We start from the raw sequence: 11,764 nt of genomic DNA, 5'->3' as shown, positions 1-11,764 counted from the left end.
CAGACTGTACGGGTGCCCGAGCTTCCCGAGGTCGAGGCGCTCGCCGCGTTCCTGCGGGAGCGCGCCGTCGGCCACACCATCGACCGCATCGAAGTGTCGTCGCTCAGTGCGCTGAAGACCTTCGACCCGCCGATCACCGCCGCGGCCGGCCAGGTGCTGACCGGCGCCTCGCGGCACGGCAAGTTCCTCGACATCCACGTCGGCGCCGACCTCCACCTCGTCGTCCACCTGGCCCGGGCGGGCTGGCTGCACTACCGGGACGCGTTCAACGCCAAGACACCGCTCAAGCCCGGCTCCGGGCCGATCGCGGTGCGGGTGCGCCTCGACGACGAGTCCGGCTTCGACCTCACCGAGGCGGGCACCAAGAAGAGCCTGGCCGCCTACTTCGTGACCGACCCGCGGCTGGTGCCCGGCATCGCGCGGCTCGGGCCGGACGCGCTCGCGGTCAGCGCCGACGAGTTCGCCGAGGCGATGCGGTCGCGGCGGGGGCAGATCAAGGGCGTGCTGACCGACCAGACGATCCTGGCCGGGGTCGGCAACGCCTACTCCGACGAGATCCTCCACGCCGCGAAGCTCTCCCCGTTCGCACTCACCAACAAGATCACTGACGACGTGATGGCGCGGCTGCACGCGGCCATGCGGGCGGTGCTGACCGGCGCCGTCGAGCGCTCGGTCGGGCAGAAGGCGGCCACGCTCAAGTCCGAGAAGCGCTCGGGCCTGGCCGTGCACGCCCGCACCGGCCTGCCCTGCCCCGTGTGCGGCGACACGGTGCGGGAGGTGTCGTTCGCCGACACGTCGCTGCAGTACTGCCCCACCTGCCAGACCGGCGGCAAGCCCTTGGCGGACCGGCGCCTGTCCAAGCTCGTACGCTGACCCGCGTGCGTCGTGCTTTCCTCAGCGCCTTCCTCGCAGCCTTTGCCGCCTTCTTCCTCCTCGGTGCCGCCTGGGCTCTCGCCCTGCCGGTGAACGGGACCTACGACGAGAAGCAGCATCTCGTCCGGGCCTACGCGGTGTGGACCGGCCAGTGGCTGCCGCACGAGCGGGCGAGGGACGCCAGCGGGATCGAGACAAACGCGTTCACGGGGCCGCGCAGCCTGCTGCCGGAGAACGCGGACTGCACCTGGATCGACAAGCCCGTCTACCACCCGGCGTCATGCCTGGTGACCACCGGTGACCGGACCGACACGGCGGTACCGAGCGCGGCCGCCCGATACAGCCCGGTCTACTACCTGCTGGCCGGCCTCCCGCTGCGGATCAGCCCCGACGGGACCGGCCTGATCTGGGCCCGGCTGCTGTCCGCCGCACTCTCGGCGGCACTGCTCGCCGCGGCGGTGGCCATCGCGCCCGGGCGGCTGGAGCGCCTGGCCATCGTGCTGGTGACCACGCCGATGGCGGCGAACCTGGCCGGTGCGATAAACCCGAACGGACTGGAGATCTCCGCGGCGGTACTGCTCTTCGTCGCCCTGCTCCACCGCCGCTGGGCGCTGGCCGGCGTGGGCGCCCTGCTGCTCTTCACCGTCCGGGACCTGGGGCCCTTCTTCGCGCTGGCCGCCATCGCGCTCGGGCTGTTCGTGACGAGGACGCCCTGGCGCGGCTTGCTGGAGCGCAGGTTCCTGATCCCCGCGGCGATCGGGGCGGTGTTCGCCGGGTTCTGGGCGGCCGTCGCGTCCCGGGGCAGCGACCTCGACTCGGCCCGCCCGACTTCCCCGACCAGCTCGGGTGCGATCCTCGACGACATCGTGCACGGCCGCGCCGAGTTCTGGGCCCGCCAGATCATCGGCCAGTTCAACTACGGCGAGACGACGATATCGATTGCCGTGATCGCCCTGTGGTACCTCCTGTGCGTGGCTCTGGTGCTGCCCGCTCTCTGGATGGGCGACCGGCGGCTCCGGCTCGGGATCGGGGCGGCCCTGCTCGGCAGCGCGGCACTCCTCGTGGCCCTCGAGCTGTACTTCGCCCCCAAGGTCGGGCAGTTCGCCCACGGGCGCTATGTGATGCCGCTCGGCGTGGGGGTGATCCTGCTCGCCCCGCTCGCCGCCGGTTACTCAGGGTGGCTGGCCGGGTCGCCGGTGCGCGCGTGGCTCCCGGTGGTGTTCGCGGCGCTGACGGTACCGATGCAGCTCTATGCCCTGGCCCGGGTCATGACCCGCTTCGAGCGCGGGATTTCCGCGGGGCTCAACCCCTTCGGCGGGGCCTGGACCCCACCGCTCGGCAGTGTCGTGCCGCTTCTGTGTGCTTTGGTGGGTGCTGGGCTACTCGGGGTGATTGTCACGCGGAGTTCTGTCCGCCCTACGCCAGTGCTCTCGACAGCGAATACGTTCAGCAACTAGTGTCGGCCGGTCGTCATCGGTTGCCCCGGCCGCCGTGGGACACTTTGCAACGTGCTTCCGGGGACCTCCGACGAAGATAACCGGCCGAGCAGAGCAGTAGAGGACGCGCAGAGGTGACCACTAGTCTCCAACGTCCGGCCACCCCGCCGAGCCGGAGATCGACCTTGGGCGAACTCGACAGTTTCGAGATTCTTCCCGACCACGCGGTGGTCTCGCTGGGCCCGAACGGCGTGCCGCGATCGGGCTGGCAGCGGACCAAGCGGGCTTCCCGCTGGCACCGGCCTTACGCGGCGATCCTCATCGTGCTCGACGTGCTGGGCGTGGCGCTGTCCACGCTCATCGCCCGGACCACGCTGCAGAACGCCAACGTCGGCTTCGAGGACGAGCCGGGCCTCTTCGACCTGATCACCTACGCGGCGCTGCCCGCCGTCTGGCTGCTCGTGCTGTGGGGCCACGGCGCCTACGACCGCCGCTACCTCGGCGCCGGCACCGACGAGTTCAAGCGGGTCGTGCGGGCCTCCTGGACCGTTGTCGCGATCGTCGCGTTCGCCGCGTTCGCGTTCAAGATCCAGCTGTCCCGGTTCTCGGTGGGCTTCGCGCTCGTCGCCGGCCTCGTGTTCGTGCTCCTGATGCGCTACGTCGCGCGCCGCGCCCTGGCGCTCGCCCGCACCAAGTTCCACCTGGCCACCCACCGGATGCTGCTCATCGGCACGCTGCAGGAGGCGCTGGAGGTCCACTCGGCCATCGCCCGCGACCCCGCCGCCGGGCTGGTGCCGGTCGGCATCCACCTGACCGAGGGCTACGCGCCGCACCCGCACACGGTGACGCCGGTGCCCGTGCACGCCGGCCGCGACATCCTCTCCCTGGTCCGCGAGCTCAACGCCGACACGATCGCCGTCTGCGGCTCGGCCAGCGCCGAGCCCGTCGAGCTGCGCCGGCTGGCCTGGCAGCTCGAGGGCACAGGCATCGACCTGGCCGTCGCGCCGCAGCTGACCGACATCGCCGGCCCGCGCGTGCACATCCGCCCGATCGAGGGCATCCCGCTGCTCTACGTCGAGGAGCCGAAGCTCTCCGGGGTCGGCTGGCTGTTCAAGAACGTCCTCGACCGCGTCCTGGCCCTGCTCGGGCTGCTGATCTGCCTGCCGTTCTTCCCGTTCATCGCGCTGGCGATCAAGCTGTCGGACCCGGGCCCGATCTTCTTCCGCCAGCCGCGCGTCGGCCGCGAGGGCAAGACGTTCCGGGTCTGGAAGCTGCGGACCATGTACGTCGACGCCGAGGAGCGCCAGGCGCTGCTCGACGACCAGAACGAGAGCGACGGGCTGCTCTTCAAGATCAAGAATGACCCGCGCGTGTTCAAGGTCGGCCGCTGGCTGCGGGCCTCCTCGATCGACGAGCTGCCCCAGCTGATCAACGTGCTGATGGGCGAGATGTCGGTCGTCGGGCCGCGGCCGCTGCCCGCCGAGGACGGCGACTTCCTCGGCGACGTGCGCCGCCGGCTGCTCGTCCGCCCAGGCATCACCGGCCTGTGGCAGGTCTCCGGCCGCAGCGACCTGAGCTGGGACGACGCCGTCCGCCTGGACCTGTACTACGTCGACAACTGGTCGCTCGTCCTCGACCTGCACACGATGTGGCGCACCGTCTGGGTCGTGGTCTTCCGCAAGGGCGCGTACTAAACGACGATGGCGGCGTGGGTGCCAACCTCGCCGCCGGACTGATCGTCGTCGCGCTCGTGTGCGCGCTCGGCGGGGCGGTCTACGCCGTCATCCGGCTCCGCGGCCGCCGGGCCATCGCGACCGCCGCCCAGCGGGCCACCTACGACGTGCTGCACATCGCCGAGCTGGCCGCCGAGCCGCTGCGCAACGGGCTCACCGAGGCGGCCGCGGGCAAGGCCATCCGGCACCTGCGCACGCTGACCGGGGCGGCCGGGATCGTCTTCACGGACGCCGAGCGCGTGCTCGCCTTCGACGGGATCGGGGAGCACCATCGCGACCATGCGGCGGCCGCGGCGGTCAAGGCGGTCGCGGTGGGCCGCCCGACGGTGATCGGCGGGCGCGACCTGCCCTGCGACCTCGTCGACTGCCCTATTCGAGGCGCTGTGGTGGTACCCCTGGCGCAGCGCGAAGGGGCCATAGTCGCCCTCTCCGACGGCCCGCCCGCACCGGGGCTGGTGCAGGCGACCGCCGAGACCGCCCGGTGGGTCGGCACCCAGCTGGCCCTGGCCGAGCTCGACACCTCCCGGGCCCGCCTGGCCCGGGCCGAGGTCCGAGCGCTGCGGGCGCAGATCAGCCCGCACTTCATCTACAACGCGCTGACCGCCATCGCGAGCTTCGTGCGCACCGACCCGGAGCTGGCCCGGGAGCTCATCCTGGAGTTCGCCGAGTTCACGCGGTACAGCTTCCGGGCCCACGGCGAGTTCACCACCCTGGCCGAGGAGCTGCGCTCGATCGACAGATACCTCACCATCGAACGGGCCCGCTTCGGCGAGCGGCTCCAGGTGCGGCTGCAGATCGCGCCCGAGGTGCTGCCGGTGACCCTGCCGTTCCTGTGCCTGCAGCCGCTCGTCGAGAACGCCGTGCGCCACGGTCTGTCGCGCAAGCCGGGCATGGGCACCGTCAGCATCGTCGCCCGCGACGCCGGGGCCGAGTGCCACATCACCGTCGAGGACGACGGGGTGGGCATGGACCCGGCCAGCCTGCTCAACGCGGACGACACCACCGACGCCGGCCAGCACGTCGGCTTGCGCAACGTCGACGATCGGCTACGTTCGGTCTTCGGCGACGGCTTCGGCGTGGTGGTGGAGACCGCCCCCGGCGCCGGCACCAAGGTGAGCATGCGCGTGCCGAAATTCCGTCCGGGGGTGTCATCGCATTGACCTCGACTTCGTCTCTTCCCGAGAGCGGGTATCTGCGGGTCCTGGCCGTCGACGACGAGGTCCCGGCGCTGGACGAGCTCGCCTACCTGCTGCGCGCCGACCCCCGGGTGGGCCGCCTGCACTGCGCGGGCGACGCCACCGAGGCCCTCCGGGTCCTGCGCGACGCCGACATCGACGCCGTCTTCCTGGACATCCGCATGCCGGGCCTGGACGGCATGGAGCTGGCCCGCATCCTGGGCCGCTTCGCCCGCCCGCCGGCGATCGTGTTCGTGACCGCGTACGACGACCGGGCGGCCGAGGCGTTCGACCTGGGCGTCGCCGACTACGTCCGCAAGCCGGTCCGCGCCGACCGCATCGCCGAGTCGATCCGCCGCGTCCTGGCCACCCGCCTGGTGCCGGCCCACCCGGCAGTGGCCGCCCGCCGCGACCGCCAGGACGACCCGACGATCCCGGTCGAGCTGGCCGGCACGACCCGGATGCTGCCCCGCTCCTCGGTCCGCTGGGTCGAGGCCCAGGGCGACTACGCGCGCCTGCACACGGCCGACGCTTCCCATCTGGTGCGGGTGTCGCTGGCCACGCTGGCCGAGCGGTGGGCCGATGCCGGATTTGTGAGGATCCATCGCTCGTACCTCGTGCAGCTCCGCCTGATCACCGAGCTGCGCATGACGAACACGGGCTACGTCGTGCTGATCGACGACCACGAGCTCCCCGTCTCCCGCCGTCACACACGGGAGCTGAAGGACCGCCTGGTGCGCGCGGCGAAGTCCTGGACCTGAGCTTCTCCACAACTTCTGCACATCGCCGACCGAGGGCCTGCACTTCGCGGGCCTACGCTCCTCTGTGTGAACACAACTGGGGAGCGGCGCCGGGTGCTCGTCGTCGACGACGAGCGGATGATCGCGGAGTCGATCGCGGTGCGCCTCCGGGCCGAAGGGTTTTCGGTGGACACGGCGCATGACGGGCCCGCGGCGGTGACGGCGGCCCGGCTCATGCGGCCCGACCTGGTCGTGCTCGACGTGATGCTGCCCGGGTTCGACGGCCTCGAGGTGTGCCGGCGGATTCAGGCCGAGCGGCCCGTCGCGGTGCTCATGCTCACCGCCCGCGACGACGAGAACGATCTGCTCGTCGGGCTCGCGGTCGGGGCCGACGACTACCTGACCAAGCCGTTCTCGATGCGGGAGCTCGCCGCGCGGGTGCACGTGCTGCTGCGGCGGCTGGAGCGGCTCGCGCAGGTGCAGCCGGACCCCAACCAGACGCCCATCGTCATCGGCGACCTGGAGATCAACCGGGCGCAGCGGCGGGTCACGCGGGCCGGCATCGAGGCGCACCTCACGCCCACCGAGTTCGACCTGCTGGTCAACCTGGCGATCCGGCCGCGCACGGTGCTGCCCCGCGAGCGGCTCCTCGCCGAGGTGTGGGGGTGGGCCGACGCGTCCGGCACCCGCACCGTCGACAGCCATATCAAGGCGCTGCGCCGCAAGCTCGGGGCCGACCTGATCCGGACCGTGCACGGTGTCGGCTACGCACTGGAGTCGGCGTGAACGCCAAGCTCAAGAGGGTCGCCGACCTCCTGCCGCGGCCGCTCGACCCGCTGCGGTCGATCAAGCTCAAGCTCGCCGTGCTGCTGCTCGCCTCGGCCTGTGCGGGGCTCGGCGTGTTCTGGATCGGCATCGGGTGGATCCCGCCGAACACGACGTACATCGCGCTGACCGTCGGCCTGCTCACCTCGCAGGTGCTGGCGCACGGGGTGACCCGGCCGCTGCGGGAGATGACCGCCGCCGCCCGGGCGATGGCCCGCGGTGACTACTCCACGCGGGTCCGCGCCACCTCCAAGGACGAGGTCGGCCAGCTCGCGGTCGCCTTCAACCAGATGGTCGGCGAGCTCGCCGCGGCCGACCAGCAGCGGCGCGAGCTCATCGCCAACGTCTCGCACGAGCTGCGGACGCCCATCTCCGCGCTGCAGGCGATGCTGGAGAACATCGTCGACGGGGTCGCCGAACCGGACCCGGCCACGCTGCGCACCGCGCTGGCCCAGACCGAGCGCCTCGGCCGGCTCGTCACGGAGCTGCTCGACATCTCCCGCCTGGACGCCGGGGTCGTACCGCTGGATCGTGAGCTGTTCCACGTGGAGGACCTCCTGCACGAGGTGGTCGCCGAGGCCGAGGTGAAGGCCCAGGCGACCGGGCACAAGGTCGAGTACCTCTCCTGCTCCTTCCCGGAGAACGCCCTGGTCAGAGCCGACCGGGCCCGCCTGCACCACGTCCTGTCCAACCTCGTCGACAACGCCACCCGGCACAGCCCCGACGGCGGCACGGTGACGATCGTCGGGCGCCGCGAGCCGGGCCGCGTGATGATCGAGGTGGCCGACGAGGGTCCGGGCATCCCGCACGAGGAGCGCGAGCGCGTCTTCGAGCGCTTCACCCGCGGCGCCCGCCCGTCCGGCGGCGGCACCGGTCTCGGGCTGGCCATCGCCCAGTGGCTGACCCAGCTGCACGACGGGACGATCGCCGTCGTGGAGCAGCCGGACGACCTCCCCGGCTGCCGGATCCGCGTCACGCTTCCCGCATAACCGGCGGTAACCCTCCGCCCGTCTTCGAACGTCAATCTCGCATGTGATCGGCATCGACGCCGACCGCAGCAGTCAGCGTGCCCGTGACCGGCGACAAGGCCGGCCGCGCGAACCCCTCTGCCCACATTTGGAGCCGCGCCATGCCCGACACTCCGGCAAAGCCTGAGCCGCCCGCTCCGCCGAGGCCCCCGTTCATTCCGCCGGGACAGCCGCCGGGCCCGGTCGCGGTGGCGGCGCCGCCCGGGCCGCGACCGCCGCAGCAGGACCCGTTCGCCAACCGGCTGTCGCCGGTCAACCCGGCCCTGCGCAGCCCGTTCCAGCTCGGGCCGCCGTCGCCGACGATGTGGGAGCGGGCCTGGCCCCGGCTCAACCCCGCGGCGAGCACCACGGCCCTCGGCGGCGCTTTGGGCGCGGCGATCGTCGCCGCGGTCGCGCTGCCCGTCGACCGGCCCGGGCTCGGCTGGCCGATCGCCGGGCTCGGGCTCCTGGCGCCGCTCGCGATCCTGCTGGCCCGCAAGCCGGGGGCGACCGCCGGCGCGCGCATCGAGGGCGTGCTGTGGTGCGCCGCGGCCATGGGGCTGCTCTCGGTCGGGTTCTTCCGCGCCGCCGGATGGCTGTTCGCCCTGTGCGCGTTCACCGCGTTCGGCGCCACGGCCATGGCGGTCGGGCGGCACGGGCGGGTCCCGGCGATCCTGCACGCGCCGTTCACGCTCGTCCTCGCGGTGTTCCGGGCCGCTCCCTGGGCGGGCGCGGGGCTGAGCCGGCCGGCCAGGCGGGCCACGACCGCGGTCCAGGCCGACAACGGGCTGCGGCTGCTCGGCTCGATCGGGATCGGCGTCGCGCTGCTCATCGTGTTCGGGGCGCTGTTCGCCAGTGCGGACGCCGGGTTCGCGCGCCTGGTCGCCGCGATCACGCCGACCCTCGACGCCGGCACGGTGGTGCGCTGGGTGCTCGTCGGCCTCGTCGCGGCGGGCCTGGCGCTCGGCGGGGCGTTCCTGGTCGCCAACCCCTCCGAGATCGGCGATGGCGAGCCGCGGGTCCGGCACGTGCGCCGGGTCGAGTGGCTGGTGCCTGTCGGCGCGCTGCTCCTGCTGTTCATCGTGTTCGTCGGGGTGCAGCTCACCGTGTTCTTCGGCGACCGGGACTATGTCATGCGCACGGTGGGGCTGACCTTCGCGGAGTACGCCCGAAAAGGCTTCTGGCAGTTGCTCGTCGTCACGCTGCTCACCCTCTGCGTCATGGGCGTGACGGCCCGCAAGGCACTGCCTCAGGACAAAGGACTTCTGCGGGGGGTACTCGGCCTGCTCGCGCTCTGCTCACTCGTCGTGGTCGGCTCGGCGCTGTGGCGGATGGACGTGTACGAGCAGGCGTACGGCTTCACCCGGCTGCGCGTGTTCGTCAGCGCCGTCGAGCTCTGGCTGGGCGGGCTGTTCGTGCTGGTCCTGCTGGCCGGGGCGGTCCCGGCCCGGCGTTGGCTCGGGCGGGCCGGGGTGGCGCTGTGGGTGGCCGTGCTGCTCGGGCTGGCCGTGCTCAACCCCGACCGGTTCATCGCGGCGCACAACGTCGAGCGGGTCGATCGCAACAACGCCGACGTCTGGTACCTCCACTCGCTCTCCGCCGACGCGGTGCCTGAGCTGGACCGGCTCCCGGCCGGGGCGCGCGAGTGCGCACTGTCCGGCATCGCCGCCGACCTTGCGGCGAACCCCGACGATTGGCGGGGATGGAACCTGGCCCGGGCCCACGCGCGTCAGATGGTTCCGGGACCGCTCGACGCAGGGAAGTACCCCTGCTATCGGCGGTACTGACCCGGAGAACGGCAGTACCGAACCGGGGAACTGCAGGGGGCCGACGTTCATACGGGGGACGTCGGCCCTTGCGTTTGTTTCCCGGCCGTTGCAAGACTGCCGTCCATGGAGCCGCCTACTCCGCGTGTTCGAGTGGTGCTCGGGGACGCCTCCCGAGGGCCGATCCACCCCGCGCGGGCGCGTGCGGAGCTGGAGGAGCAGAGCCCGGTCGGGGCCGCCCTGGCCCGCGGGCTGGTGCGCGCTCAGCTGTCCGTGGCGGTGCGGCTCTCGGCGGTGGTCGCGGTCGGGCTCGGCGGGCTGCCGCTGCTGTTCGCGGCCGTGCCCGCCATCGCGCACGCCCGCCTGTTCGGGGTGTCGCTGCCCTGGCTGCTGCTGGGCGTGCTGGCGTACCCGTTCCTGTACCTGGTCGGCGCCGTCTACGTGCACCTGGCCGAGCGCAACGAGCAGGAGTTCGTCGCACTCGTCGAGGACCGCGGCCAGAAGTGAGCTCCTACTCGGTCGCCGCGGTGCTGCTGGTGACCCTCGCGACGGTCGCCATCGGGCTCTACGGCCTGCGCTTCGCCCGCACGACCTCGGACTTCCTGGTCGCCTCCCGCATGGTCAGCCCGACCTGGAACGCCGCCGCGATCAGCGGGGAGTACCTCTCCGCGGCCAGCTTCCTCGGCGTCGCCGGTCTGGTGCTCAAGCACGGCGTCGACCTGCTCTGGTATCCGGTCGGGTTCGCCGCCGGCTACCTCGCGCTCCTGCTGTTCGTGGCCGCGCCGCTGCGCCGCTCGGGCGCGTTCACGCTGCCCGACTTCTGCGAGGTCCGGCTGCGCTCGAAGCGGCTGCGCAAGCTGGCCACGGCGTTCGTGATGTTCATCGGCTGGCTGTACCTGGTGCCGCAGCTGCAGGGCGCGGGGCTCACGCTGCAGACCGTGACCGGCGCACCGTATGCGCTCGGCGCCCTGATCGTCGGGGTCGTGGTCACCGCGAACGTCGCTCTCGGTGGCATGCGCTCCATCACGTTCGTGCAGGCTTTCCAGTACTGGCTGAAGCTCACCGCCCTCGCCGTGCCGTTCCTGTTCCTGCTCATGCAGTGGCAGCACGACGGCCGCCCCGCGCTGAGCGCGCCGGACGGGCCCCGGTTCCCGGCCGTGACGAGCGTCGACGTCGAGCACGAGACCCGGCTCACGGTCGCCGAACCGACGCCCGTCAACGGGCACGGGCTCGTCGACGGCGTGCTCATCGACGGGACGCTGCTGCTCACAGTGGGCGAGCACACGGTCGCCGAAGGTGCGCTGCTGGTGTTCGATGAAGCGGCGGCGGTACCGCAGGTGGCCGCGGTCTCCGCCGATTCGCCCACCGAGTGGCTGCTGCCGGGCGACTCACCCCAGGACCTGTTCGGCACCTACTCGCTCATCCTGGCCACGTTCCTGGGCACGATGGGTCTCCCGCACGTGCTCGTGCGCTTCTACACGAACCCGGACGGTGGCGCCGCCCGCCGGACCACGCTCGTCGTGCTCGGCCTCGTCGGCGTGTTCTACCTCACCCCGACCCTCTACGGCGCGCTCGGCCGCGTGTATACGCCGCAGCTGCTCATGACCGGCAACACCGACGCCGTCGTGCTGCTGCTGCCCTCGGCCGTGCTCGGCGGCGACGTCACCGGCCGGCTGCTCAGCGCGCTCGTGGCCGCGGGCGCGTTCGCCGCGTTCCTGTCCGCCTCCTCCGGCCTGCTCACCAGCGTGGCCGGCGTGCTGTCGACGGACGTGCTCGGCCACGGCTCGGTCCGCGACTTCCGCCGCTCGGCGCTGCTGGCCGGGGTCGTGCCGCTGCTGCTGGCGCTGTTCGTGGCCAGCCTGGACGTCTCTCAGGTGGTCGGGCTCGCCTTCGCCGTCGCCGCGTCGAGCTTCTGCCCGCTGCTGGTGCTCGGCATCTGGTGGCGCGGCCTGACCGCGGCCGGCGCGGCGGCCGGGATCATCGCCGGCGGCGGGGCGGCGATCACCGCCGTGCTGCTGACCGTGCTCGGCGGCCCGCTCGACGGCTGGGCGGGCGTCCTCACCGCTCAACCGGCCGCCTGGTCGGTGCCGCTGGCCTTTCTGGTCATGATTCTGGTCTCCCTGCTGACAAGGCGCCGGTTGCCCGCGAGCGTCGGAGCGATCATGCTTCGCCTGCACGCACCCGATGCGCTGCGGTTGTGAGCAACTGG

At 72.3% G+C, this 11,764-nt stretch carries 10 protein-coding genes; all 10 read left to right on the top strand.

The genetic code is table 11. The annotated features are described in order from the left end of the window. Positions 1 to 12: 12 nt before the first annotated feature. The 10 genes from Dvina_RS53360 (at position 13) to Dvina_RS53315 (ending at position 11,756) form a co-directional block, all read left to right on the top strand. On the top strand, positions 13 to 873 hold the full coding sequence (locus Dvina_RS53360; RefSeq protein WP_223100140.1) for an Fpg/Nei family DNA glycosylase: 861 nt from the start codon (positions 13 to 15) through the stop codon (positions 871 to 873). Positions 874 to 878: 5 nt separating this feature from the next. Further along, a complete protein-coding gene (locus tag Dvina_RS53355) occupies positions 879 to 2,330 on the top strand; it encodes a DUF2142 domain-containing protein (RefSeq protein ID WP_223100138.1) in 1,452 nt (483 codons plus the stop codon). 164 nt (positions 2,331 to 2,494) lie between these two features. Next, complete coding sequence (locus Dvina_RS53350; protein WP_246655909.1) at positions 2,495 to 4,003, top strand: sugar transferase; 1,509 nt, start codon at positions 2,495 to 2,497, stop codon at positions 4,001 to 4,003. A gap of 14 nt (positions 4,004 to 4,017) precedes the next feature. Further along, positions 4,018 to 5,202: a sensor histidine kinase gene (locus Dvina_RS53345; protein ID WP_223100134.1), complete on the top strand. Its 1,185-nt coding sequence runs from the start codon at positions 4,018 to 4,020 to the stop codon at positions 5,200 to 5,202. Next, positions 5,199 to 5,978, top strand: a complete 780-nt coding sequence (locus Dvina_RS53340) for a LytR/AlgR family response regulator transcription factor (protein WP_223100132.1) — start codon at positions 5,199 to 5,201, stop codon at positions 5,976 to 5,978. Before Dvina_RS53345 ends, Dvina_RS53340 begins: the two co-directional genes overlap by 4 nt. A gap of 117 nt (positions 5,979 to 6,095) precedes the next feature. After that, positions 6,096 to 6,743 (top strand): response regulator transcription factor, encoded by a 648-nt coding sequence (locus Dvina_RS53335; protein ID WP_223106231.1) that lies wholly within the window; start codon positions 6,096 to 6,098, stop codon positions 6,741 to 6,743. Next, positions 6,740 to 7,771 carry a HAMP domain-containing sensor histidine kinase gene (locus tag Dvina_RS53330; RefSeq protein ID WP_223100130.1) on the top strand — a complete coding sequence of 344 codons (1,032 nt, stop codon included), beginning with the start codon at positions 6,740 to 6,742 and terminating at the stop codon, positions 7,769 to 7,771. The genes Dvina_RS53335 and Dvina_RS53330 overlap by 4 nt, the downstream gene beginning before the upstream one ends. Before the next feature lie 227 nt (positions 7,772 to 7,998). Continuing rightward, the gene (locus tag Dvina_RS53325) at positions 7,999 to 9,576 is read left to right on the top strand and encodes a DUF4153 domain-containing protein (protein ID WP_223100128.1); all 1,578 of its coding nucleotides are present in this window, start codon (positions 7,999 to 8,001) and stop codon (positions 9,574 to 9,576) included. Positions 9,577 to 9,681: 105 nt separating this feature from the next. Continuing rightward, positions 9,682 to 10,062 carry a DUF485 domain-containing protein gene (locus tag Dvina_RS53320; RefSeq protein ID WP_223100126.1) on the top strand — a complete coding sequence of 127 codons (381 nt, stop codon included), beginning with the start codon at positions 9,682 to 9,684 and terminating at the stop codon, positions 10,060 to 10,062. Next, positions 10,059 to 11,756, top strand: coding sequence for a sodium/solute symporter (locus tag Dvina_RS53315; protein WP_223100124.1), 1,698 nt, complete (start codon positions 10,059 to 10,061; stop codon positions 11,754 to 11,756). Before Dvina_RS53320 ends, Dvina_RS53315 begins: the two co-directional genes overlap by 4 nt. The last annotated feature ends 8 nt before the right edge of the window (positions 11,757 to 11,764 follow it).

Source organism: Dactylosporangium vinaceum (assembly GCF_019904175.1).
Classification (GTDB): Bacteria; Actinomycetota; Actinomycetes; order Mycobacteriales; family Micromonosporaceae; genus Dactylosporangium; species Dactylosporangium vinaceum.
Note: the sequence above shows the minus strand (reverse complement) of the source record. Positions and strands in the feature narration are given on the sequence as shown.